This window comes from Pseudomonas peli (assembly GCF_900099645.1).
Lineage (GTDB): Bacteria > Pseudomonadota > Gammaproteobacteria > Pseudomonadales > Pseudomonadaceae > Aquipseudomonas > Aquipseudomonas peli.
Genome location: NZ_FMTL01000002.1, coordinates 723,923 through 744,997, shown reverse-complemented (window position 1 = coordinate 744,997; position 21,075 = coordinate 723,923). Strand labels below are relative to the sequence as shown.

Genomic DNA, 21,075 nt, shown 5'->3' with positions numbered 1-21,075 from the left:
ACGACGCCGTAATTGCTTTAACACACACCCAAACCCAGCTGCAGAAAAGCCAGGCCACTTTGTAACCAACCCCACCAGGCCAGGCCCAAAGCCAACATGCCGCCCATCACCAGCGCGGTATTCCAACCGTAATCGGTGTTCATACATTCGCCTCCTGTTGTTGCAAGCGCGCCACGGGCAACTCACGTACTGGCCAGTTGAGTGCGGCGGCCAGCAAACTCAGCAGGACGGCAATCTGCCAAACCAGATCATAACTGCCGGTGTGGTCATACAGATAGCCGCCCATCCAACCGCCGAGAAACGCCCCCAGCTGGTGGAACAGAAACACAATACCACCGAGCATCGACAGGTTGCGTACACCAAACATCGTCGCCACCGTGCCATTGGTCAACGGCACCGTCGACAACCACAGCAAGCCCATGGCCACACCAAAGGCGTAGGCGCTCCACACCGTCAGCGGCGTCACGATAAACGCCACTATAACCACCGCGCGGGCCAGATACAGCGCACTGAGCAGGCGCGGCTTGGACATCCGTCCGCCCAACCAACCGGCAATGTAAGTACCAAAGATATTGAACAAACCGACCAGCGCCAGCACTGTGGTGCCGACCAGCGCAGGCAGATGCTGATCGACCAGATAAGCCGGCAAATGCACGCCGATAAACACCACCTGAAAACCGCAGACGAAAAAGCCCAGCGCCAACAGCCAGAACCCGGAATGGCTGCAGGCCTCGCGCAAGGCCTCGCCTAGGGTTTGCTCTTGGCCGGTGAGCGGCAGTGGCGTGTCCTTGAGCATGGCTGCCAGCGGTATGATCAGGGCCACCAACAGGCCCAGCGCCATCAGCGCTACCGACCAACCGAGCCAGCTAAGCAGGCCCAGGGTGCCAGGAAGCATGACGAACTGGCCAAAGGAGCCCGCCGCCGCCGCGATACCCATGGCTATGCTGCGTTTTTCCATCGGTACGGCGCGCCCCACTGCACCGAGAATCACCGAGAACGAAGTGCCGGACAAACCAATACCGATCAGCAACCCGGCGCTCAGCGACAGGCTTAAAGGTGAGTCGGCCAGGCCCATGCAACCGAGACCAATGGCATACAGAATGCCGCCAACAATCACCGTGCGCTTGGCACCGAAGCGGTCAGCCAGGGCGCCGGTAAAGGGCTGGGTCAAGCCCCATATCAGGTTCTGCAAAGCGATGGCGAAGGCGAACACCTCACGCCCCCAACCGAACTCGGCGCTCATCGGCGGCAGGAACAAGCCAAAGCCATGGCGAATACCCAGTGACAGCGCCAGCACCAGCGATGCCCCCAGCATTAACCAGCCACTGGTGCGCCATAACGAAGTCATACGGTGTCCTATGCGGGGCCTGGCCCGCTCTCGATAAATCGGCAAGATGACGCAGGTATATACCCCTACCCGCGCTGGCAACAGCTACAGCTGCTCGGCAATCCGGTGTTACAGATTGCACGCTGAATTGACCATGCCGACAAGCCGACCATCGGCTAATCGAACCGCAGCGGCGCGTCGCTGGCGCGCTGAGCAAAAAACTGCAGCAACGCATCGTGGTAATGGCTGTACACCTCAGGCGGCAGCCAACGCTGGTAAATCGCCAGGGTGCTGGCGGGCGCGGCGGAAACCTCGCGAATCGCCTGATCGAGACGCCGAGCCATCTGCGCCCCCCATGGTGTGCGCGAGCAATAGATGCCCACCGTCACCAGTTCAGCGTTCTCGCGCAGCGGTACGCTGACCAGCGCATCACTGAGACTGAAATGGCGCATTACCTCGGTGTAGATCACGGGGTAATCGAAGACATAATCCAGACGGTGATGGCTGACCATCAGCAGCAAATTCTCGCCGGCCAGGCTACCGCCTAGCTCTGGGATGCGGTCTTCGGCGTGCGCTTTAAGTAGGCGATCACGAATCGGCGCGGGATAGACGCGACTCTTGGCCAGAGCCCCTCGCAAATAAGGATTACCGAATAGCCAGTCAAGGCTGACCTGGCCGTCTTCGATCAGCAGTTGATCCAGGGTTTGCCTGCGTACCAGCACATGGATAGGTGTGCTCGCCACATAGGGTACGAAGTAACCCAACTGGTCGCGTTCGGGGCTCTGCAGCTGGCCACTGCTGCACAACTCACCCTGCTCGCTCATGCGTTGTTCAACCCGAGCCATGGGTAAAACCTGATAACGCATCTGCAACTCGGGTAGACGGGCGGCCAGCAGTTGCATGACCTCGTACAGCACGCCATCAACCACCTCACCGTCACGCACATTGAAAGCGCCGGGTATCGGTACAACGCCCCATACCAGCTCCTCAGCCTGAGTGGCACCCGCACAGGGCACGATCCCAAGCAGTGCCGCCACCAGCGTCGAGTAAAGCAACCTACGCCCCATGTCCATCCCTGCTGTGTCTTGCTGTCCTTACACGCTAGCAGGCCAACGCCACCAGCACCGCGCACTCGACGATTTCCAGCAGAGCTCCGGCGGTATCACCGGTGGTGCCATCCAAACGCTTGAGCATCAAGCTGCGCAGCCAGATAAACACGCCCCCGGCCACCAGCAAGGCGAGCAGCGCCGGCCATCCAAACAGCAACATGGCCAGCACATTGGCAACCAATACCCAAGGCAGTTGTCGGCGCGGCAGATGTTCGGCCAAGGCCTGACCGAGGCCGCCGGCGCGCACATAGGGTGTGGTCATAAATAGCAGCGGCAATAGACAACGCGCCAGCCAAGGCACCAGTAGCAACAGCAATCCGGCGCCGCTCTCCAGCAAGGCCACCAGCGCGGCGAACTTGAGCAGCAATAGCAGCACCAGCACCACCACTGCGATCGGTCCGCTGCGAGGGTCTTTCATGATCGCCAGGGTGCGCTGCTTATCGCCAAAACCACCGACCCAGGCATCGGCACTGTCGGCCAGGCCATCCAGGTGCAAGCCGCCGCTGATACCCACCCACAGCGCCAGCAATAACGCCGCCTGCAGCAACACCGCGCTATCGCCCAGCAAGTGTTGCGCGGCGAGCAGCAACAGGCCGATCAGCAGCCCCACCAGCGGATAGAACAACAGCGAGCGGCCGACCTGCTCAGGCGTCGGCATGCCAGCCAGGGTCACTGGCAAACGGGTGAGAAATTGCAGGGCAATCCACCAGGGCGTCATGCGCGCTCCCACAGCTCGCCTTGTTCATCCAGGCACAGTTGATAGCGCTCGGCATGGCCCACAGCAACCTGCAGCAGATCATTGCGCGGCAAGCCACGGGCACGCGCCAGCAGCAGGCGAATCACCCCACCGTGGGTGACCAGCAACAAGCGCTCGCCGGCATACCGGGCCTGCAAGCGTTGCAAGGCACTCAGTATCCGCGCCTCGAAGGCCAGCAAGGTCTCGCCTTCGGGCGGGGTGAAACCATAGGGATCGTTCCAGAAACGGCCCAACTCTTCTGCGTTGGTCTGCATCAGCTCGGCGGTACTGCGCCCTTCCCACGCGCCGAAATGCAGTTCCTGCAGATCAGGCTCCAGACTGAGTGGCACGCCATGCTGCGCGGCCAGCTCTTCGGCAAAGCGCGCGCAGCGCTGCAAGGGCGAGCTGATCAAGCGGTCCCAGCGGCTGCCGTCAGCCACCGCCGCGCGCAGCTGCGCCCAACCGGTTTCGGTCAGGGCATCGTCGAGGCTACCGCGCAGGCCGCCGCCCAGTTCGGTTTCACCGTGACGCAGCAGTTCCAGATAGACCGTCATAGCGGACGCTCGGCTACCGCCGCCTCGGCAAAGGTGGCCATGTCGTTGTGCAGGCTGCAGGCCAGTTGCAGCAGTGGCACCGCCAAAGCCGCGCCACTGCCCTCGCCCAGACGCAGGCCCAGATCAAGCAGCGGCTCGGCCTGCAGCGCCTTGAGCACCCGCTGATGGCCGGGCTCGGCGCCGCTGTGAGCAAACAACAGCCAGTCGCGGCAAGCCGGATTCAGGCGCACCGCCATGAGCGCGGCCACGCTGCAGATAAACCCATCCACCAGTGCAGTGATGCCCCGCTGCGCGCAAGCCAGATAAGCGCCGCTCAGCGCCGCAATCTCAAAGCCGCCGAGGCGCTGCAGGATATCGATGGGGTCGCTGATCGCCGGGCGATGCAAGGCCAGGGCTGCCTCGATGACCTTGGCTTTATGCGCCACACCCGCGCTATCCAGGCCGGTGCCGGGGCCGACCAACTCTTGCGCCGGACACTCCAGCAGCAGGCAGGCCATGGCTGTGGCGGCAGTGGTATTGCCGATGCCCATCTCGCCGCCGATAAACAGCTGGCTGCCAGCTTCACAGGCACGCTGCACGCTGGCTTGGCCGGCAGCCAGGGCCTGCAGTAACTGCGCGGCAGTCATCGCCGGGCCTTGGACGAAATTCTGCGTACCTTCACCGAGATGCAAATGACGCACGCCGCGCAGCGGTTCCAACAGCAGCGCGGTACCCAGGTCGATCACCTCAAGCGTCGCGCCCAATTGTTTGGCCAGTACGCTGATCGCCGCACCTCCATTGACGAAGTTGCGCAGCATCTGCCCGGTGACGGCTTGGGGGAATGCCGAAACCCCTTCAGCGACCACACCATGGTCACCGGCAAAAATGCTGATCCATAGCCGGTCGACCTGCGGCCGCTGGCTGCCTTGCATGGCCGCCAGCTCAATCGCCAGCTGCTCCAGCTGGCCGAGGGAGCCGGCCGGCTTGGTCAGCTGCTGCTGCCGCGCCTCGGCGGTGTTGCGCGCAGGCCTGTCCAACGCCTGACAGCCCTGCTGCCACCATTGCTCACTCACAGCGCCTCTCCTTTGAGAACCATCGGCAGACCCGCCACGGTAAACACCACACGCTCACAGCGTTCGGCCAGGGCCTGGTGCAACCAGCCGGCCTCATCAACATAACGCCGGGTCAGCTCGCCCAGCGGCACCACGCCCAGGCCGGTCTCATTGCTGACCAGCAGAAGCCGCCCCGGCAAGTCGCTGAGGCAATCCAGCAACGCATCGCGCTCGGCGCTCAGGCGCGCCGGATCATCGAGCATTAACAAGTTGGTCAGCCACAGCGTCAGGCAATCGACCAGCAGACACTTGTCGGCACCCGCCTGTTCACGCAGCACTCGGGCCAGAGCCACAGGCTCTTCCACCAGTCCCCAGTGCGCAGGGCGACGCGCACGGTGCTGCTGAACCCGTACACTCATCTCGCCATCGAGCGGCTGACTGGTGGCGATATAAGTCACGGCCAGGCCGGATTCGGCCGCCAAACGCTCGGCGAGACGACTTTTGCCAGAGCGAGCACCGCCGAGAATCAGTTCATGCATGACCTACTCCACATAACTCGCGCAGCCGGGCCGTATCCAGATGCGCCTCGACCAGATCGGCCAGGCGCTCGATATCACGCTCACGCAGGGCGTGGTAATCCACCGCCTGCACGTCACGCAGCCCCGCCCAGCGCAGCAAGGCGCTGCACGCCTCCGGGGTTTCAAACAGGCCGTGCAAATAGGTGCCGAGCACCTGGCCATCAGCGCTCAGCGCGCCGTCGCTGCGGCCATCATCGAGTCGTACAGCCGCGTTCAACCCCGGGCCAGAGCTGACCCCAGCATGAATTTCATAACCACTGACCGCGGCATTTTCCAGACACAGCTGGCCGCGTACATTGCGCAGCTGCTTCTCCGGCTCCAGCACCGTGTGGAAATCCAGAAGCCCCAACCCAGGGCTGAAACCTGCCGCGCCTTCCAGCCCATGCGGATCATCAATCTGATGGCCGAGCATCTGCAGCCCACCGCAGATACCCAGTAACTTGCCGCCATAGCGCAAGTGTTTGTTAAGGACTGCCGGCCAGCCCTGCTCACGTAGGAACGCCAGATCGCTGCGTACGCTTTTCGAGCCGGGCAGGATAATCAGGTCGGCCGCAGGAATGGCCTGGCCCGGGCCGACAAAGGTCAGCTCGACCTGCGGATGCAGGCGCAGCGGATCGAAATCGGTGTGGTTGCTGATGCGGGGCAACACCGGTACCACCACCTTGATCCGCTCGGCCGTCTTGGCGCTCTGGCGAATATCAATGGCGTCCTCGGCCTCCAGATGGAAATCCATCAGATAAGGCAATACGCCCAGTACCGGTTTGCCGGTGCGCTGCTCCAGCCAATCCAGCCCCGGTTGCAGCAGGGCGATATCACCGCGAAAGCGGTTGATCACAAAACCCTGGACCCGCGCCTGCTCGCTCTCGGAAAGCAACGCCAGGGTGCCGACCAGATGGGCAAACACCCCGCCCTTGTCGATATCGGCAATCAGGATCACCGGGCAATCCACCGCCTCGGCAAAGCCCATATTGGCGATATCGCCGGCGCGCAGGTTGATCTCCGCTGGCGAACCGGCGCCCTCCACCATCACCACCGGATAAGCGGCGCTCAGACGCTGGTGCGACTGCAGCACCGCCTGCATCGCCACCTTTTTGTAATCGTGGTATGCCACGGCATCCATGCTGCTGAGGGCGCGGCCGTGGATGATCACCTGGGCGCCGGTGTCGCTATTGGGCTTGAGCAGCACCGGATTCATATCGGTATGCGGCGCCAGCCCGGCGGCTTGTGCCTGTACTGCCTGGGCGCGGCCGATTTCGCCACCGTCGGCGGTGACGGCTGAATTGAGCGCCATATTCTGCGGTTTGAACGGCACCACGCTAACGCCCTGGCGCTTAAGCCAGCGGCATAGCGCAGTGACCAGGGTGCTTTTGCCAGCATCGGAGGTGGTGCCCTGCACCATCAGTGTGCTCATGTCAGCTCTCTAGCGAAGACCGCCAGCGCCTGCTGCAAACGCTGCCAGCCGGCTTCATCCGGTGGCAAACCAAAACGCAGGCTCAGCGGCTTTTCAAACAGGCGGGTAAGGATGCCTTGCAGGGCGAGAAACTCATGTAGCAAGGCAGCCTGCGGTGTGCAACAGAACTGGAACAACGCGCAACCACCTGTGGGGCTGAACCCATGCGCAGCCAACAGCGCCGCAAGACGTTCACCATCGGCGAACAACCGCTCACGTTGCGCCTGCTGACCAGCCATGTCCTGCAACAACGCCGTGGCCACCACGCGGCTCGGTCCGCTGATGGTCCAGGGGCCAAGCAATTCGGCCAGTTGCGCCAGCAGCTGCGGTTGCGCCAGGACAAAACCCAGACGAATGCCCGCCAAACCGAAAAATTTGCCAAACGAGCGCAGCACGATCAACCCGGGCAACTCACTGAACGCCGCCAGGCTGAATGCCGGCGCGCAATCGATAAAGGCCTCGTCCACCACCAGCCAGCCGCCCCGCTCGGCCAACCGCCGATGCCACTCCAGCAAACGCGCAGGTTCAATACAGCGGCCGGTGGGGTTATTCGGGTTGACCAGCAACAGCACATCGATGCGCTCCAGCGCTCGCTCGATGGCTCCTTCGCTGAGTTCCAGCAAACGATGCCCTTCGCGCTGCCAGGCCGCCGCATGCTCGGCATAAGCGGGTGAAACAATGCCCACAGTGACGTGCCGCAGCAGACGCGGCAGCGTCTGAATGGCGGCTTGCGAACCCGCCACCGGTAGCAGGTTGGCGACGCCGTAGTAATCGCGCGCCGCGATTTCCAGACCGTCCTGCTGCTCGGGCAAGCGTGTCCAGGCACTGGCCGGAATGGCGGGCAAGGGCCAGCCGTAGGGCGCAATGCCGGTGGACAAATCCAGCCACTCCGCCAGGGCTATGCCATAACGCAGCGAGGCCGCGCGCAGGCGACCACCATGTTCAAGCATAAAACAGCCCCCACAGCAGTAGCAGCGCCAGCCACAGCAGCACGCCGCCGTAGACCAGATTGACTGCCCGTTCGATATCCCGCGCCCGGGGCGGCGGCCCCGCACCCAGATCAGACCGCACATGCACCTCACCGTGATATTCCGCCGCTCCGCCCAGGCTGATGCCCAAGGCACCTGCACCCGCTGCCATCACGGGGCCAGCATTCGGGCTGTCCCACAGCGGCGCCTGAGTGCGCCAGCAACGCAGCGCCAACAAGGTTTTACCCAGCAGCGCGTAGGTCAAGGCTACCAGCCGCGCAGGCAGGTAATTGAGTGCATCGTCGATCTTCGCCGCGGCCCAGCCGAAGCGTTCAAAGCGCTCATTGCGATAGCCCCACATGGCGTCCAGGGTATTGCTCAGGCGATACAGCACCACCCCCGGTGCGCCAGCCAACACAAACCAGAGCAGCGCGGCGAACACCGCGTCGCTGCCGTTCTCAAGCACCGATTCGCTGCCAGCGCGGGCCACACCTGTGGCATCCAGTTGCGCGGTATTGCGGCTGACCATATAGCCAACCCGCTCGCGGGCCAGGCGCAAATCTCCCAGACGCAGCGCCTGCGCCACTGGCATGGCATGCTCGCCCAGGCTTTTCAGGCCCAAGGCGGCATACAAGGCCATGATCTCCACCGCCCAACCCAGCCCGCTGATCTCACTCAACAGCCAGGCCAGCAGGGTCAGCGGCAATACCGCCAGGCACCAGGCGCTGACGCCATGGCTGCGCCAACCGCCGCCCGCCGGATTGAAGCGTTGCTCGATACGCTCGGCCATACGACCAAAGGCCACGAGCGGGTGCCAGCCCTTGGGTTCGCCAAAAATCGCATCCAGAACGATCCCGGCGCAGGTACTCAGTACCAGACTCATGGCGTGCTCCACTGATTCTCGAACAGCAACTCGCTGAGCGGCCGAGGCTCAGCCCAACCCTGCTGCACCAGCATCGGCGCCTCATAGAATTCCGTCACCGGCCCCAGGCACAGCACCGCTAACGGTTTGCTACCGGTTGGCATGTTGAGCAAATCCGCCAGGGCCTGGGGCTCGAACAGCGACACCCAGCCCATGCCCAAACCCTCTGCACGAGCCGCCAGCCAGAGGTTCTGAATCGCGCAGGCCAGGGACGCTAGGTCCATCTCGGGCAAGGTGCGGCGGCCAAACACATGAGCCTCACGCCCATCCATCAGGGCCACAACCAACAGCTCGGCGCAGTCGCGAATACCCTCGACTTTCAGCCGCATAAACTCGTCGCTGCGCTCGCCCAAGGCTTCGGCGGTGCGCGTGCGCTCCTCCTCTACCAGACCGTGGATCGCTTCGCGCAAGGCCGGACGAGTGATGCGAATAAATCGCCAGGGCTGCATCAAGCCCACGCTCGGCGCCTGATGCGCAGCCTCGAGCAAGCGCGCGAGCAACTCGGGAGCCACCTCGCCACCGCTGAAATGGCGCATATCGCGGCGCTCAGCGATGGCGCGGTATACCGCCGCACGCTCCTCGGGACTGAAAGCCTGCTCGCTCATGCCGGCGCACCGGGACAAAACAGTGCAGCAGCGGCAACCGGGTCGGACGGCAGATAGAAGTGAATATAGGAGGCGGTCATCCGCCCCTGACGATAGACCGCCTCACTGGTGCGCTTGTAGTTCGGGCACTCACCACGGGTCAGTGGTTGCAGTTCACTGCTGAGCGCCGAGTAGTGGAAGCTATGGCCGCGCAGCAGCCCTTCTGGCAGTTCAGCCTGTTGCAGAGCCATGGCGGTCATGCGTGGTTGCAGGGTCGCCTCGCCGTTTAACAAACCGAGCATCTGCCCGCTGGCGCCCTGCTTGTCTGTCAGTTTATCGAGCAGATAGAGCATGCCGCCGCACTCGGCGTGGATCGGTTTGCCTGCCTCGTGGTGAGCGCGGATTGCCTCGGCCATGTGCTGGTTAGCTTCAAGTTGCTCCAGATGCAGCTCTGGGTAACCGCCAGGCAGGTACAGGCTGTCGACATCCGGCAACTGCTCATCTGTAAGCGGCGAAAAGAACTGCAATTCGGCACCCAGTGCGCGCAGCAAATCGAGGTTGGCCTGATAGAGAAAGGCAAAAGCGCTGTCGCGTGCAACGCCAATGCGCACACCTTTGAGCAAGGGTTCAATACCACAAGACTCAGGCGCGGCGAAGCTGACGGGCGGCGGCAGACTGGTATCGGCACTGGCAGCCAAGGCATCGGCGGCGGCATCCAGACGCGCATCCAGGTCGAGCAGTTCGCCCGCCTGCACCAGTCCCAAATGACGACTCGGTAAACCGACCTCGGCGCTGCGCGGTAGCGCGCCGTACCAGCGGATCGAGGCTGGCAGCGCATCACGCAGAATCTCGCCATGCCGCGCGCTGCCAACCCGGTTACCGAGCACGCCAGAGAATGGCAAATCCGCCTGGAAGGTCGCCAGTCCATGGGCCATAGCGCCAAAGGTCTGCGCCATCGCCGAACCATCAATCACCGCTAGCACCGGCACACCAAAGTGCCGGGCCAGGTCGGCTGCCGAAGGCGTGCCATCGAACAGGCCCATCACCCCTTCAATCAGAATCAGGTCGGCGTCACCCGCCGCCTCCCAGAGCAGACGACGGCTCTCGGCTTCACCGACCATCCACAGATCGAGCTGATACACCGGCGCGCCGCTGGCGCGAGCAAGAATCATCGGGTCAAGAAAGTCCGGGCCGCATTTGAACACCCGCACGCGCTTGCCCTGGCGTGCATGCAAGCGCGCCAAGGCAGCGGTGACCGTGGTTTTACCCTGACCGGAGGCCGGTGCAGCGATCAATAACGCGGGGCAAGAGTGGGCGCTGTTCAAAACTCCACGCCCTTCTGCGCCTTAACCCCGGCCTTGAACGCATGCTTGACCAGGCTCATCTCGGTCACGGTATCCGCTGCCTCGATCATGCCCGGCAACGCGCCGCGACCGGTTACCACCACATGCTGTAGCAGCGGCCGCGCTTCGATGTCGGCGAGCACCGCGTCGAGTTCCAGATAACCGTACTTCAGGGCGATATTCAGCTCGTCGAGCACCACCAGACCGATGGCCGGGTCATTCAGTAGCTGCGCCGCCACCGTCCAGGCTTCGCGCGCCTTGTCGATATCACGCTGGCGATCCTGGGTCTCCCAAGTAAAGCCCTCGCCCATCACGTGGTAGCTGACTTCATCGGGAAAACGGCGAAAGAAGGCTTCTTCGCCAGTGCTGGCTGCACCCTTGATAAATTGCACCACGCCCACTTTGAGGCCGTGGCCCAGGGCGCGGGCGACCATGCCGAAAGCGCTGCTGCTCTTGCCCTTGCCATTGCCGCTGTGCACCAGCAGCAGGCCGTACTCATCCTGGGCTTGGGCAATCTTTTCATCGATAAGGGCTTTCTTGCGGGCCATGCGCGCCTTGTGCCGGGCGTCACGTTCAATCGATTCAGTCATCGCATGCTCCACCGCCACAGGGCGATCTGGCTGGAAAAAGCATGCGGGGATAGGGAAAGCGCGGGCCTGCGCACAGCGCACACCACACGCCAGCCATCGCCCTCCGCGATGCCGTGGACTGCAGCAGGCCGGTCTCCGGGCTTGTGAGCGAGCCGAATGGCTCACGACCGCACCTTCCCATGCATCACGCACAGTGGTTCTTGCGGCGTTTGACTCACTTACCGTTGCGGGGGCAGCGTCGGAATAGCGGGCGTTCACACGCACAGCGCACCGACTTCCCTGTTTCACCCCGCACACGCAATGCGTTGGGGGCACCTGCTACAAGGCGCGAAGGTTAGAGAGTTCATGATTAAGCGTCAAACGAATGCGCCATTTGGCGCAGACTGCTTAAGCCACCAGGGTTACTTGGCCTGACACTTCATCTCGGGCGAGCCATAGCCCCACACCACGGTCGCCTCCCCCTGGTGCTCCCAGAATGATTCGTTGCGCCCCTGATATTTGCTGCCGCTGGCTGCAGGCTGCTGATACATCAACGACACGCTGTCAGCAAACTCGGCCACCAGGGTCCCAGGCTCGGTGGGGTAGTAGGTGACGATGACTTCCTTGGCCGGCAGACCATCGCATTGAAAACGCACCGGACCGGTCCCTTTCAGTAACGCGTAGCGCGCCTGCAATTCGGCAATCCGCAGGCGATAGCTCTCGGCTACGCACTGCTCACGGTCAGCGGCCTTCCAGCAGTCATTGCGGCCTTTTATCCAACCTCTCTGCTCAGCCTTGAGTACCGGTGGATGCTGGTTTATGGCCTTGGCCGACGCCTGCTGATAAACATTCGACATTTTCTGATCAAGCTCGGCCAGAGCAGGCGCCTGACAAATCAGCTCCTCGATACTGCCAGCCTCAACCTTGGTACAGCTGAACGATGGCTCAGCCGCCTGCAGGGTCGCTAACGGCAGGCCGAGCAGAGCTAAAAGGGCAAAACGCTTAGGGGTAAACATGCTGATTCCTCGTCCGCTTTACGTTGGTTTTTAATAGCCGTATCCAGGCGTACACCCTGCTTGCGACAAGCTGCATGCTTCGTCAGCTAAGGCCAGACCAGAGCACCTACCACTGCCCCTTGAGTACCCGCCGGGTTGCTTCACGTACCGTCAGCGGGTAGTCCGTATTCATGTACCAGACTGCCGGGTGCTCGGTGACAGATAGCGCTCGCTGATCCGGCGGCAGGTTGGTACGCAGCAGCAAGATCACATCACTGCTGACCCAGGGATGACGGTACCAGTAGTGATGCCCGACGATATCAAAGCCGCGCTCGCTGCTATTACCGGAAACATCCAGCAGAGTGACATTGTTCAAGTGCCGCCTGCGGGTGAACTGGTGCAGGCTCTGCTCGGCCCGACTGCTGCCAATCCGCGCGCCACCGGGCATCAGGCGCTGCGCGTAATCCAGCGCCTCGTCCTGATCGGACACGGTGATCATCACCTGTTCAGCGACGCGACTGATTGCCGGCAGACGCCCTTCAAATACTTCCTCGGGGACATCCGCAGCGGCAAACACCACCGCGCCAATCCGATAACGCGCCTGTAACTGCGCGGTATTCAAATCCGGATGACGATTCTGGAACGCCTGCAACGCCAGAGATGCCACGCGCCCACCGGCGCTATAGGCGATCAGGTTGATCCGCTCAGCAGCGGTATGTCGCGCCAGCAGCTCGATCAACTGCGCCAACGCCTGGCTGGAATCACGAGCGCGATTCACATCGATGCCGAGCAGATAACTGGCAATGTTCTGGTGTGACGGCCAGTCGAACGCCAGACCGACAAAGTCGCGCCCGGCAAAATGCACAAGCTCGCCCGTCAGTTCACAGGCATTGGCAAAATCCACTTTTGCACCATGCACATAGATGATGATTTCCTTGTCGCGGGCCTTGTCCAGCGCCAGATTGATCGCATCGACATAGCTCTGCACCGCCGGCGCCAAAGGCACATCAACCGGCCGCTGCACCGGCAGTATCGCTGTTTGCTGAGCCTCAATCAGACTCAGTGGCAGCTCACGCGCGCGCAGCTCGCTGACCGAAGCCGAATGCAATTGCGACCAATCACTCTGCTGATCGCCCAAACGCACCTGGGCACGCCCCAGTTGCAAGGTTGGACTGACGCGATTGCCATAGCCCACGCCCTCTGGCGCCCGAGTAGTGGCGTAGAACAGTGCCACATCGGGCACCCATTCTGCCGGTGACAAATGGGCGAAAGGATCGATAGCAGCCTGGTGATAAATCACCGGCGTACTCATCAGCATCAGCGGCGTTGGCCCAGCACAGGCGCCCAACAACAGAGCAAGGCATACACATGACAGCGCGCGTAAACAGGTCATCGGCAGTCGCCACTACTAAGAGTTCAGAAGGTCATCACAAACAAGCAGCAAGCCTAGCCGCGATTCAATATCTGGGCATAAAGCCCGCCGGCTTGCTGGCCAGCCACTCGACAAACGTACGTAGGCGTTCGTCGCTGAGCAGGCTGTCGCGATTGTTATAGGTCAGCGCCAGCTCCTTTTCGCTGAACAGCCGGTGGATCTGGTTGTGGCAGGCGCGGCAGACCCAGAGCGTGGCGCTGATGCGCTCGCTTTTGCCGAAGCGCTTCTGCACATAAACCTTGTTGTGCAGCGCCTTGGGGATCAAATGGTGACGCGTCAAAGCGGCCGCACGGGCGCAGAGCTCGCAGGCATCAGGTTGTTCGGGCAGACGAATCGGTTCAGGCATACGGGTTCAGCGTTTACGGCACAGGCTCAGACCGTCGCCCAACGGCAACAGGGACAGGTCGATGCGCGGATCATCACGCAGCGCCAGGTTAAGCGCCTGAATGGCTCGGGTGTCGTCGCTTTCGGGGTTCTGCTCAAGCACACGTCCGCTCCACAGGGTGTTATCGAACAGGATCAGTCCACCCTGGCGCACCAGGCGCAGGGCATGTTCCAGATAGGCGAGGTAATTGGCCTTGTCGGCGTCGATAAACAGCAGGTCGATACTGCCAGCCAAACCTTCAGCTTCTAGCTCCACCAGGGTCTGTAGCGCCGGCGCCAAACGCTGTTCGATACACCCACTCAATCCCGCGGCGCGCCAGTAATGCTCAGCTGTGGCGTTGTATTCGCCGGGAATATCACAGCAGATCAGCCGACCACCCTCAGGCATGGCCTGGGCCATGCAGATGGCGCTGTAGCCGGTAAAGGTGCCGACCTCGACAATCCGCCGCGCTCCCGTCAGCTGCACAAGCAAGGCCATAAACTGCCCCTGCTCGGGAGCAATCTGCCAACGCGCCGTACTCAGCTGCGCGGTTTCCTCACGCAGACGTTTGAGCAGCGGTGTTTCACGTAGGGAAACATCCAGCAGGTATTGATACAGGGTGGAATCGAGATTGAGCGTTCGATTGGTCATGCCTACTCCCTCTGCAAACCAAAGCTGTCAGGGGTTGCGCGCCAGTTCCGGGGTGAACACGCGCTTGGCATTCAGATAAGTGCGTTGCCAATACGTATTGCTCAGGCTGTCCAGGCGTACGGTGCCGCCGCTTGAAGGTGCATGAACAAAACGGCCATCGCCGACATAGATACCCGCGTGACTGACCTGGCTGCCGCCATTAGTGGCGAAGAACACCAGATCACCACTTTGCAGGCGATCACGGCCGACAATCGGGGCGCGCATGCTGATCAGCTCGCGGGTCGAACGTGGCAGTTTGATGCCCGCCGCATCGCGGTAGACATAGCCAATCAGACCGCTGCAATCAAAGCCGCCATCAGGGGTATTGCCGCCGTAGCGATAGGGTGTCCCGACTAAACCGAGGGCACGAAAAAGCACATCTTCAGCATTGCCGTTAAAGCTGCTGATAGGCGCATGCACAACTGGCTTGGGGGTTGGCGTGGGGGCATTGCTGGCGCAGGCGCTGAGCAACGCGGCAAGCACAATCAAACTGAGACGGGTGATAGCGGTCATGGACGAGCGATCCTGAGCCGGGATGCACCCTACTCTGCCGGCTTGCACATCGTAGTGCAAGCTTTAGCTTTGCTTGGCAGGTTGTTGAAAATTATCGAGATAGGACGGGAGTGTCAGTTAATCGCAGCGACCGAACAGATTCAGTCGCTATTCACGAGATCAAGGGTGACGTACAACCGACTCGCTTGGCGCCAGCGCCAGGGCACGCTTGGCCTCGATAAAGGTACGCGACCAGTAACGATCATCCAGACTATCGACCCGCACGCCGCCACTGCGGCTGCTGCTGGAGTGGATAAACTGGTTATCGCCCATATAGATGCCGGCATGGCTGACGCGGTTACGGCCACTGGTGCTGAAGAACAGCAGATCACCCGGCTCCAAGTCATCACGCGACACCAGCGGTGCGTCGATATTGATCATGTCGCGGGACGAGCGTGGCAGTTTCATGCCCAGCTCTTCCTTGAACAGATAACCGATAAAGCCGCTGCAATCGAAGCCGGATTTCACCGAGCTGCCACCGTAACGATAACGGGTACCCACCAGCGACAGGCCGTGAGTCAGGATGCTGTCAGCCAGTTGCGGCAGTTTGTAGGATTTGTCTTCAGTGAAGTCGCCCAAAGCCGCTTCTTTGGCTTGCTCGTCAAACTCGGCAAGTTCTGTCGAGGAGAACACCGCAGGCTGGGTTGCCAGCTCTGGATGTGGGGCATGGTTGGCGCAGGCGGCCAGAACCACGGAGAGTGCGATAGGCACGAGGGGTGCGAGGCGTTTGAGCATGGGCACGACCGTGTCGGTGAATTTCACAAGAGCGTGACTATGCCCTCTATGGCATGCATTTGCAAATTCTATGACTCTAAATGTGACTCAGTAGTTCCGGCAAAACATCTAATGCCCGCCCTTGCAGATGCACATCCACTCGAGCACTCAAGTCGGTACGTTGCGGGTTAATTTCCACGGTAAAGCCACCCGCCTGGCGGGTACGCAGCAGTGGCTCGACGATATACGGGAAGCTCGCGCTGGTACCGATACTGATCACCACCTCAAAGCCTTTGCGCACCTCGGTATAGAGCGTGTCGATAGCCTGCTCTGGGAGCATTTCTTCGAACAGCACCACGGGCGGACGCAGTACCCCGGCGCATTGCCGGCATTTGGGCGGCAGCGGCCGTTCAAGGTGTTCCGCCAGCTCGCTGTCGACAGCGCCACAGGACTGGCAATACAGCGGCGCCAGCTCGCCATGAATCTCGATCACCCGCTCCATCGGGCTACCAGCGGCGCGGTGGTAGCCGTCGATATTCTGAGTGAGCAGCCAGCACTCTGGCTTCTTGCGCTGCAATTCGGCGATGGCGTAATGCCCAGCATTGGCCTGAGCACCCAGGCAGGCCTTGCCCAGCTCCGCCAGGTATTTCCAGCACAGCGCCGGATCACGCTGCAGCATCGAGCCGGACAACGCCGCCTCAATCGGCAAACCCTCAGCGGTGTGGCCGTTATACAGGCCGCCGAGGCCGCGATAGGTGGGCAAACCGGAATCGGCGGACAGCCCAGCACCGGTAATCAGCAGGATGCGTTCAGCCTGCTTGAGCTGCTGTGCAACCTGCTTGATTGCCCGTTCCATCGCCAAACCCTCAGTGGTTGACCGTATGCGCCAGCATCACCGACAGCTGGCACAGCGGCCGCCCGCTCTGCTCCTGCCATTGGTTGAACGCGGCCTGCACGGCGGCCCGCTCTTTTAGGCTGGTCGGCACCTTGTCGATAATCTTCTGCGCCTTCAGCGCGGCAACCATGTCATCACTAGGGACGAAGGTGTCCTTGCCAACCATGCGCAAGAACCGCGGTGCGGACAGCCCGCCTAACTGACAGCCATGTTTGGCCAAATACTTCCATAGGCCAACGATATCGCTCACGGGCCAATCAGCAATCAGCGCACCAAAACTGCCCTTCTCCCTTTGCACATCAAGGATGAACTGGGCATTGCGCGGCACACTCTTGAGCTTGCCCAGGTGACGGATGATGCGCGCATCCTGCATCAGGTTTTCCAGGCGCTCGGCGCCCATCAGCACCACTTTCTCCGGATCGAAACCGAAGAACACCTGCTCGAATGCAGGCCACTTGGCATCGACCAAGCTGTGCTTGAGGCCCGCACGGAACACCCGCAGGCTGAGCACTGAGAGGTAGCGATCATCACTGATCGCGCGCAGTTCCTCGGCGCTGCGTGGCTGCGGCAGGATCGACTCCAGCGCAGCGACCGAGCCGAAACGGTTCAGGCAGTACTCATGCAGCCATTTGTAATCACGCATCGGGCATTCCTTGAGGCGGGAAACTGCTGGATCAGAGGTTCATCACATCAAGGAAGCGCGGTGTGGCGCTGTCGTCGATCTTCAGGCTCTTGAAGTCGAACAGGTTGCGGTCAGCCAGCTGCGACGGCACCACGTTCTGCAGGGCACGGAACATGATCTCGGTGCGCCCCGGCGACTTGCGCTCCCAGTCCTGCAGCATCTCCTTGACCACCTGGCGCTGCAGGTTTTCCTGAGAACCACAGAGGTTGCATGGGATGATCGGGAATTCCTTGAGCTGGCTGTAAGCCTCGATATCCGCCTCGTTGCAGTAAGCCAGCGGACGAATCACCACGTTACGACCGTCGTCGGCGCGCAGCTTGGGCGGCATGGCCTTGAGCGTGCCGCCGTAGAACATATTGAGGAAGAAGGTTTCCAGGATGTCGTCGCGGTGGTGACCTAGGGCCATCTTGGTCGCGCCGATCTCATCGGCAAAGGTATACAGCGTGCCGCGACGCAGGCGCGAGCACAGCGAACAGGTGGTCTTGCCTTCCGGGATCTTCTCCTTGACCACCGAATAGGTGTCCTTCTCGACGATGTGATACGGCACACCGATGGACTCCAGATAGGCCGGCAACACATGCTCGGGGAAACCCGGCTGCTTCTGGTCCATATTCACCGCAACGATCTCGAACTTGATCGGCGCGACCTTCTGCAGGTGCAGCAGCACGTCAAGCATGGTGTAGCTGTCCTTGCCGCCAGACAGGCAGACCATGACCTTGTCGCCGTCCTCGATCATGTTGAAGTCGGCAACGGCTTCGCCGGCCTGACGACGCAGGCGCTTTTGCAGTTTGTTCTGATTGACCGAGAGGGTGCCCATGGTGCGCTGGAGTCCGGAAGTCGTTGAAGAGGCGGCATTTTACGCAGAAAGCGTGACGTGCCCTACCCCAGAGTTGCTGAAATGCTAGGCTCGACCGATGAATGACGACTTCGACCCGGGCCTCGACTTGCCCGAACAACTGTACCAGCTGCTGCGCGCGGTCCCTGAAGGCCTCGGTGAATACCAGCTGATCCAACAATTGAAAGCCCGCCAGTGTGTGCACATCCCCAATCTGCCACTGACCGACAAGCTGGTGCTATTCCGCACCCATTTTCTGCTGTTCAACGCCCTCTACCGGCTGCGTGAACGACTTTGGGCGACGCAGAGCGGTTACCTGCAAATCAGTGCGCTGAATATCCAATTGCTGCCCTATCAAACCGGAAGCGCGGAACTGAGCGAACACGACCCGCTGCGTGACTATTATCTCGATCTCAGCCAGCTCAACGACACCGACGAGCAGGATGTGGCCAAGCTGCTATTGAGTTTCTGGACGCGCATGCACGGCAGCGAAGAGAAACAGGCGGCGCTGGAGCTGTTCGAGCTCGAAGGCAGCGAACAGACGCTCAATCTCGCCATGATTAAGCACCGCTACCGACAACTGGTGAGCCTGCATCACCCTGATCGCGGCGGTAACACGGCGCGCCTGCAATCGATCAACAAGGCCATGGAAATCCTCGAACGCTATTACGGACGTGCTTGAGAGTCCGATTTGCTCTAACACCCAGCCTTTGCCAATCGCGACCTCTGCCTATACTGCGACATACGGTCGCATAGGTTCGGCCTTGTACCTGATGACGCTGCACACGCGAATCAGGCGCTGCGCTGGGGGGCGACCGCTATAAAAACAGGAGGTCTGGCATGATCCATCACGTTTGGGGGCTATTCACCCATCCTGACCAGGAATGGCAGGAAATCCGTGGCGAAGAAGAAACCATCAGCCACATGTATCTCACCCACGTACTGATTCTCGCGGCAATTCCCGCAGTTTCGGCCTATATCGGCACCACCCAGGTCGGCTGGGCAATCGGCGATCGAGCGCCGGTGATGCTGACCGAAGCCAGTGCGTTGCAAATGACCGTCATGACCTACCTGGCGATGCTTGCCGGGATCGCAGTGATGGGCGCGTTTATCCATTGGATGGCACGCACATACGATGCCAGTCCGAACCTTACGCAATGCGTGGTATTTGCGGCTTATACCGCTACACCGCTGTTTATCGGTGGCTTGGCGGCGCTCTATCCACATCTCTGGCTAGCCATGGTGGTGGGCACGGCGGCCATCTGTTACACGGTTTATCTACTCTACGTCGGCATACCGACTTTCATGGGCATACCCGAGGATGAAGGCTTCATGTTCTCCAGCTCGGTGCTCGCTGTAGGTTTGGTGGTGCTGGTGGCGATGATCGCCAGTTCGGTGATTCTCTGGGGCTTTGGGGTCGGCCCGGTCTACACCAGCTAACGCAACACTTGATGACACAAGATGAAACCACCTGCGGGTGGTTTCGTCGTTTCAGGGCTGTGATCGCTGCGCTGCTTGGGCATAATCGTCGCTCCGATCCTGATCACCGTACTTATGTCCGAACACCTTCTAAGCCGCGTAGAGCAGTGCTACCAGCAGGCTGAAGCCTTTTTCAAACGCCCCTTTGCCCGCGCCGAGGTGAGTTTCAAGCTGCGTGGACAAAAAGCCGGTGTGGCTCACCTGACGGAAAACAAGCTGCGCTTCAACCCGCAGCTGTACCGGGAAAACCGCGAAGACTTTCTCAAACAGACCGTGCCGCATGAAGTGGCGCACCTGATCGCGCATCAGCTATTCGGCCTGAAAATCCAACCCCATGGCGAGGAATGGCAGTTGATCATGCGCGGCGTGTATGAGCTGCCGCCCAATCGCTGCCACAGCTATGCGGTTCAGCGGCGCACGGTCAGCCGCTATATCTACCGTTGCAGCTGCCCTCAGGGCGAGTTTCCGTTTTCAGCCCAGCGTCATTCCTTGGTCAGCAAAGGCCGGCGCTACTACTGCCGGCGTTGCAAGGTGACCTTGAGCTATACCGGCGAACAGCGCGTCGAATAAGCCGATGTTGGCATTAGAGGACGTAACGCAACACCGCGACAAAGTGCATCAGGCTGCCGCCCATGACAAACAAGTGCCAGATGCCATGCCAATGGCGAAAGCGGCTGTCATAGGCGAAGAAGATGATCCCCACGGTGTACAGCACCCCGCCACCTGCCAGCCAGATAAACCCTTCCATGCCCAGGGCAGCGATCAACGGTTTGACCGCAATCAACACAATCCAGCCCATCACGGCGTAGATCACAATCGACAACACGCGCGCCTCGGAGCGTGGCTTGATCTCCTGCAGCATGCCGATGATTGCCAGCGTCCAGACAATGCCAAACAACGTCCACCCCCAGGCACCTTCGAGGGTGATCAGGCAAAACGGCGTATAACTGCCGGCGATCAGCAGGTAGATCGACAGGTGATCGAGCTTGCGCATCAGCACTTTCGCCCGCCCCTGCACGCTGTGATAAAGCGTGGAGATGCTGTAGAGCAGCACCAAAGTCAGGCCATAAATCGCCACACTGATGATCGTACGCAGCTCACCGTCCAGGCTCGCCAACACCAAGAGCCACACTGCACCCGCGCAGGCCAGAAGCGCCCCGACCAGATGGGTCCAGGCGTTGAAGCGTTCCCCGTGATACATGTTCTCCGTTCCCAAGCTGCCCGATGGCGAAAATGCATCAGGCTTATGCCGGAAAACTCAGCGTT

Annotated in this window: 26 protein-coding genes and 1 riboswitch; of the genes, 3 read left to right on the top strand and 23 right to left on the bottom strand. The window is 61.1% G+C overall.

Annotated elements, in window-relative coordinates; genetic code table 11:
• Positions 1–17: 17 nt before the first annotated feature.
• The 22 genes from BLO50_RS22160 to ttcA form a co-directional block, all read right to left on the bottom strand.
• Entirely contained in the window at positions 18–143 is a 126-nt protein-coding gene (locus BLO50_RS22160) for a hypothetical protein (RefSeq protein ID WP_256665152.1), read from the bottom strand.
• Positions 140–1,348 carry an MFS transporter gene (locus BLO50_RS12360; RefSeq protein WP_090253118.1) on the bottom strand — a complete coding sequence of 403 codons (1,209 nt, stop codon included), beginning with the start codon at positions 1,346–1,348 and terminating at the stop codon, positions 140–142. Before BLO50_RS12360 ends, BLO50_RS22160 begins: the two co-directional genes overlap by 4 nt.
• 155 nt (positions 1,349–1,503) lie before the next feature.
• Positions 1,504–2,394 (bottom strand): hypothetical protein, encoded by an 891-nt coding sequence (locus BLO50_RS12355; RefSeq protein ID WP_090253117.1) that lies wholly within the window; start codon positions 2,392–2,394, stop codon positions 1,504–1,506.
• 34 nt (positions 2,395–2,428) lie between these two features.
• Positions 2,429–3,154, bottom strand: a complete 726-nt coding sequence (locus BLO50_RS12350; RefSeq protein WP_090253114.1) for an adenosylcobinamide-GDP ribazoletransferase — start codon at positions 3,152–3,154, stop codon at positions 2,429–2,431.
• A complete protein-coding gene (gene cobC / locus BLO50_RS12345; protein ID WP_090253112.1) occupies positions 3,151–3,726 on the bottom strand; it encodes an alpha-ribazole phosphatase family protein in 576 nt (191 codons plus the stop codon). Before cobC ends, BLO50_RS12350 begins: the two co-directional genes overlap by 4 nt.
• Positions 3,723–4,778, bottom strand: coding sequence for a nicotinate-nucleotide--dimethylbenzimidazole phosphoribosyltransferase (gene cobT / locus BLO50_RS12340; protein ID WP_090253108.1), 1,056 nt, complete (start codon positions 4,776–4,778; stop codon positions 3,723–3,725). The genes cobC and cobT overlap by 4 nt, the downstream gene beginning before the upstream one ends.
• On the bottom strand, positions 4,775–5,296 hold the full coding sequence (cobU, locus tag BLO50_RS12335; RefSeq protein WP_090253105.1) for a bifunctional adenosylcobinamide kinase/adenosylcobinamide-phosphate guanylyltransferase: 522 nt from the start codon (positions 5,294–5,296) through the stop codon (positions 4,775–4,777). Before cobU ends, cobT begins: the two co-directional genes overlap by 4 nt.
• A complete protein-coding gene (locus BLO50_RS12330; RefSeq protein ID WP_090253102.1) occupies positions 5,289–6,746 on the bottom strand; it encodes a cobyric acid synthase in 1,458 nt (485 codons plus the stop codon). Before BLO50_RS12330 ends, cobU begins: the two co-directional genes overlap by 8 nt.
• On the bottom strand, positions 6,743–7,735 hold the full coding sequence (gene cobD / locus BLO50_RS12325) for a threonine-phosphate decarboxylase CobD (RefSeq protein ID WP_090253100.1): 993 nt from the start codon (positions 7,733–7,735) through the stop codon (positions 6,743–6,745). Before cobD ends, BLO50_RS12330 begins: the two co-directional genes overlap by 4 nt.
• Entirely contained in the window at positions 7,728–8,636 is a 909-nt protein-coding gene (gene cbiB / locus BLO50_RS12320; protein WP_090253098.1) for an adenosylcobinamide-phosphate synthase CbiB, read from the bottom strand. Before cbiB ends, cobD begins: the two co-directional genes overlap by 8 nt.
• A complete protein-coding gene (bluB, locus tag BLO50_RS12315; RefSeq protein ID WP_090253096.1) occupies positions 8,633–9,280 on the bottom strand; it encodes a 5,6-dimethylbenzimidazole synthase in 648 nt (215 codons plus the stop codon). Before bluB ends, cbiB begins: the two co-directional genes overlap by 4 nt.
• Positions 9,277–10,584 carry a cobyrinic acid a,c-diamide synthase CobB gene (locus tag BLO50_RS12310; protein WP_090253093.1) on the bottom strand — a complete coding sequence of 436 codons (1,308 nt, stop codon included), beginning with the start codon at positions 10,582–10,584 and terminating at the stop codon, positions 9,277–9,279. The genes bluB and BLO50_RS12310 overlap by 4 nt, the downstream gene beginning before the upstream one ends.
• Positions 10,581–11,192, bottom strand: a complete 612-nt coding sequence (gene cobO / locus BLO50_RS12305) for a cob(I)yrinic acid a,c-diamide adenosyltransferase (RefSeq protein WP_090253090.1) — start codon at positions 11,190–11,192, stop codon at positions 10,581–10,583. The genes BLO50_RS12310 and cobO overlap by 4 nt, the downstream gene beginning before the upstream one ends.
• A gap of 109 nt (positions 11,193–11,301) precedes the next feature.
• A riboswitch (cobalamin riboswitch) is annotated at positions 11,302–11,526 on the bottom strand.
• Between the two features lie 67 nt (positions 11,527–11,593).
• Positions 11,594–12,187, bottom strand: a complete 594-nt coding sequence (locus BLO50_RS12300; protein ID WP_090253088.1) for an MliC family protein — start codon at positions 12,185–12,187, stop codon at positions 11,594–11,596.
• A gap of 106 nt (positions 12,188–12,293) precedes the next feature.
• Positions 12,294–13,559 carry an alpha/beta hydrolase gene (locus tag BLO50_RS12295; RefSeq protein ID WP_090253085.1) on the bottom strand — a complete coding sequence of 422 codons (1,266 nt, stop codon included), beginning with the start codon at positions 13,557–13,559 and terminating at the stop codon, positions 12,294–12,296.
• A 64-nt stretch (positions 13,560–13,623) separates the two neighbouring features.
• The gene (locus BLO50_RS12290) at positions 13,624–13,944 is read right to left on the bottom strand and encodes a hypothetical protein (RefSeq protein ID WP_090253083.1); all 321 of its coding nucleotides are present in this window, start codon (positions 13,942–13,944) and stop codon (positions 13,624–13,626) included.
• Positions 13,945–13,950: 6 nt separating this feature from the next.
• Positions 13,951–14,613 (bottom strand): O-methyltransferase, encoded by a 663-nt coding sequence (locus BLO50_RS12285; RefSeq protein WP_090253080.1) that lies wholly within the window; start codon positions 14,611–14,613, stop codon positions 13,951–13,953.
• A 27-nt stretch (positions 14,614–14,640) separates the two neighbouring features.
• A complete protein-coding gene (locus BLO50_RS12280; RefSeq protein WP_090253077.1) occupies positions 14,641–15,165 on the bottom strand; it encodes a C40 family peptidase in 525 nt (174 codons plus the stop codon).
• Between the two features lie 159 nt (positions 15,166–15,324).
• Entirely contained in the window at positions 15,325–15,939 is a 615-nt protein-coding gene (locus BLO50_RS12275; protein WP_090254101.1) for a C40 family peptidase, read from the bottom strand.
• 76 nt (positions 15,940–16,015) lie between these two features.
• Positions 16,016–16,774, bottom strand: a complete 759-nt coding sequence (locus BLO50_RS12270; protein WP_090253075.1) for an NAD-dependent deacylase — start codon at positions 16,772–16,774, stop codon at positions 16,016–16,018.
• A 10-nt stretch (positions 16,775–16,784) separates the two neighbouring features.
• Positions 16,785–17,456, bottom strand: a complete 672-nt coding sequence (locus BLO50_RS12265; RefSeq protein WP_090253072.1) for a DNA-3-methyladenine glycosylase I — start codon at positions 17,454–17,456, stop codon at positions 16,785–16,787.
• A 31-nt stretch (positions 17,457–17,487) separates the two neighbouring features.
• Entirely contained in the window at positions 17,488–18,312 is an 825-nt protein-coding gene (gene ttcA, locus BLO50_RS12260) for a tRNA 2-thiocytidine(32) synthetase TtcA (protein WP_090253070.1), read from the bottom strand.
• A 97-nt stretch (positions 18,313–18,409) separates the two neighbouring features.
• Here ttcA and BLO50_RS12255 point away from each other — a divergent pair, with 97 nt between their 5' ends.
• The 3 genes from BLO50_RS12255 (at position 18,410) to BLO50_RS12245 (ending at position 20,379) form a co-directional block, all read left to right on the top strand.
• Entirely contained in the window at positions 18,410–19,012 is a 603-nt protein-coding gene (locus BLO50_RS12255; RefSeq protein WP_090253065.1) for a DNA-J related domain-containing protein, read from the top strand.
• 158 nt (positions 19,013–19,170) lie between these two features.
• Positions 19,171–19,770 carry a Yip1 family protein gene (locus BLO50_RS12250; RefSeq protein ID WP_090253063.1) on the top strand — a complete coding sequence of 200 codons (600 nt, stop codon included), beginning with the start codon at positions 19,171–19,173 and terminating at the stop codon, positions 19,768–19,770.
• 114 nt (positions 19,771–19,884) lie between these two features.
• Entirely contained in the window at positions 19,885–20,379 is a 495-nt protein-coding gene (locus BLO50_RS12245) for a SprT family zinc-dependent metalloprotease (RefSeq protein WP_090253060.1), read from the top strand.
• A gap of 13 nt (positions 20,380–20,392) precedes the next feature.
• On the opposite strand, the gene trhA is transcribed toward BLO50_RS12245, so the two are convergent.
• Complete coding sequence (trhA, locus tag BLO50_RS12240; RefSeq protein WP_090253058.1) at positions 20,393–21,010, bottom strand: PAQR family membrane homeostasis protein TrhA; 618 nt, start codon at positions 21,008–21,010, stop codon at positions 20,393–20,395.
• Between the last annotated feature and the right edge of the window lie 65 nt (positions 21,011–21,075).

Excerpts from the sequence above, each read along its gene's own strand:
- BLO50_RS12280 (WP_090253077.1), bottom strand. The coding sequence starts at position 15,165 with ATGACCGCTATCACCCGTCTCAGTTTGATTGTGCTTGCCGCGTTGCTC.
- BLO50_RS12295 (WP_090253085.1), bottom strand. The coding sequence starts at position 13,559 with ATGACCTGTTTACGCGCGCTGTCATGTGTATGCCTTGCTCTGTTGTTG.
- BLO50_RS12250 (WP_090253063.1), top strand. The coding sequence starts at position 19,171 with ATGATCCATCACGTTTGGGGGCTATTCACCCATCCTGACCAGGAATGG.
- cobD (WP_090253100.1), bottom strand. The coding sequence starts at position 7,735 with ATGCTTGAACATGGTGGTCGCCTGCGCGCGGCCTCGCTGCGTTATGGC.
- trhA (WP_090253058.1), bottom strand. The coding sequence starts at position 21,010 with ATGTATCACGGGGAACGCTTCAACGCCTGGACCCATCTGGTCGGGGCG.
- BLO50_RS22160 (WP_256665152.1), bottom strand. The coding sequence starts at position 143 with ATGAACACCGATTACGGTTGGAATACCGCGCTGGTGATGGGCGGCATG.
- BLO50_RS12270 (WP_090253075.1), bottom strand. The coding sequence starts at position 16,774 with ATGGAACGGGCAATCAAGCAGGTTGCACAGCAGCTCAAGCAGGCTGAA.
- BLO50_RS12300 (WP_090253088.1), bottom strand. The coding sequence starts at position 12,187 with ATGTTTACCCCTAAGCGTTTTGCCCTTTTAGCTCTGCTCGGCCTGCCG.
- BLO50_RS12350 (WP_090253114.1), bottom strand. The coding sequence starts at position 3,154 with ATGACGCCCTGGTGGATTGCCCTGCAATTTCTCACCCGTTTGCCAGTG.
- BLO50_RS12290 (WP_090253083.1), bottom strand. The coding sequence starts at position 13,944 with ATGCCTGAACCGATTCGTCTGCCCGAACAACCTGATGCCTGCGAGCTC.
- BLO50_RS12255 (WP_090253065.1), top strand. The coding sequence starts at position 18,410 with ATGAATGACGACTTCGACCCGGGCCTCGACTTGCCCGAACAACTGTAC.
- BLO50_RS12285 (WP_090253080.1), bottom strand. The coding sequence starts at position 14,613 with ATGACCAATCGAACGCTCAATCTCGATTCCACCCTGTATCAATACCTG.
- BLO50_RS12330 (WP_090253102.1), bottom strand. The coding sequence starts at position 6,746 with ATGAGCACACTGATGGTGCAGGGCACCACCTCCGATGCTGGCAAAAGC.
- cobC (WP_090253112.1), bottom strand. The coding sequence starts at position 3,726 with ATGACGGTCTATCTGGAACTGCTGCGTCACGGTGAAACCGAACTGGGC.
- BLO50_RS12245 (WP_090253060.1), top strand. The coding sequence starts at position 19,885 with ATGTCCGAACACCTTCTAAGCCGCGTAGAGCAGTGCTACCAGCAGGCT.
- BLO50_RS12355 (WP_090253117.1), bottom strand. The coding sequence starts at position 2,394 with ATGGGGCGTAGGTTGCTTTACTCGACGCTGGTGGCGGCACTGCTTGGG.
- BLO50_RS12265 (WP_090253072.1), bottom strand. The coding sequence starts at position 17,456 with ATGCGTGATTACAAATGGCTGCATGAGTACTGCCTGAACCGTTTCGGC.
- BLO50_RS12360 (WP_090253118.1), bottom strand. The coding sequence starts at position 1,348 with ATGACTTCGTTATGGCGCACCAGTGGCTGGTTAATGCTGGGGGCATCG.
- ttcA (WP_090253070.1), bottom strand. The coding sequence starts at position 18,312 with ATGGGCACCCTCTCGGTCAATCAGAACAAACTGCAAAAGCGCCTGCGT.
- cobU (WP_090253105.1), bottom strand. The coding sequence starts at position 5,296 with ATGCATGAACTGATTCTCGGCGGTGCTCGCTCTGGCAAAAGTCGTCTC.
- cbiB (WP_090253098.1), bottom strand. The coding sequence starts at position 8,636 with ATGAGTCTGGTACTGAGTACCTGCGCCGGGATCGTTCTGGATGCGATT.
- bluB (WP_090253096.1), bottom strand. The coding sequence starts at position 9,280 with ATGAGCGAGCAGGCTTTCAGTCCCGAGGAGCGTGCGGCGGTATACCGC.
- cobO (WP_090253090.1), bottom strand. The coding sequence starts at position 11,192 with ATGACTGAATCGATTGAACGTGACGCCCGGCACAAGGCGCGCATGGCC.
- BLO50_RS12275 (WP_090254101.1), bottom strand. The coding sequence starts at position 15,939 with ATGCTCAAACGCCTCGCACCCCTCGTGCCTATCGCACTCTCCGTGGTT.